This window comes from Alkalibacterium indicireducens, from assembly GCF_039522005.1.
Taxonomy (GTDB): domain Bacteria; phylum Bacillota; class Bacilli; order Lactobacillales; family Carnobacteriaceae_A; genus Alkalibacterium; species Alkalibacterium indicireducens.
In genome coordinates this window covers 1-524 of the sequence record NZ_BAAADA010000174.1, presented here as the reverse complement: position 1 = coordinate 524, position 524 = coordinate 1, and the positions used below count along the sequence as shown (strand labels likewise).

At 46.0% G+C, this 524-nt stretch carries 1 protein-coding gene; it reads left to right on the top strand.

All coding sequences use genetic code 11. The features are described from left to right. The coding region (locus tag ABFX15_RS09715) for an RNA-guided endonuclease InsQ/TnpB family protein (RefSeq protein WP_346025223.1) at positions 1 to 475 on the top strand (475 nt) is incomplete at its 5' end. Positions 476 to 524 lie beyond the last annotated feature (49 nt).

Here is a 524-nt window from a genome sequence, read left to right as displayed (position 1 = left end):
CTTCGGAAACGGACGAGCAAACAAAGTTATTCGCCGAAAGTATAAGAAGCTCAGACGGGAGTTAGGGAAGAAAAAGAAACTGAACGCTATTCGGACACTCAATGATAAAGAAGCGAGAATCATGCAGGATATTAATCATAAGATTGCCAGACACATAGTACGGTTTGCGAGAGACATGAACTGTGGCACCATCCATCTGGAGAATCTTTCCGGCATTCGCCGGACCTCAAGACAAAGAGGAAAACACACAGCGATTCTGCATAACTGGACATTCGCTCAACTGACTGACTTCATTGAATATAAAGCAAGAGAAATCGGTATCGTTGTTAAAAAGGTCAATCCAGAGTATACCTCTCAGACTTGCCCGACATGTAAGGCCAGAAATAAAGTAACTGACCGAACGTATCAGTGCGGGTGCGGCTACCGGGGGCATCGGGATAGAGTGGGAGCTCTGAATATCGCCCAAACAACCTAACTCATATGGTCACAGTATGAGTGCCCATGGAGCTATAGGCTCTGCCATG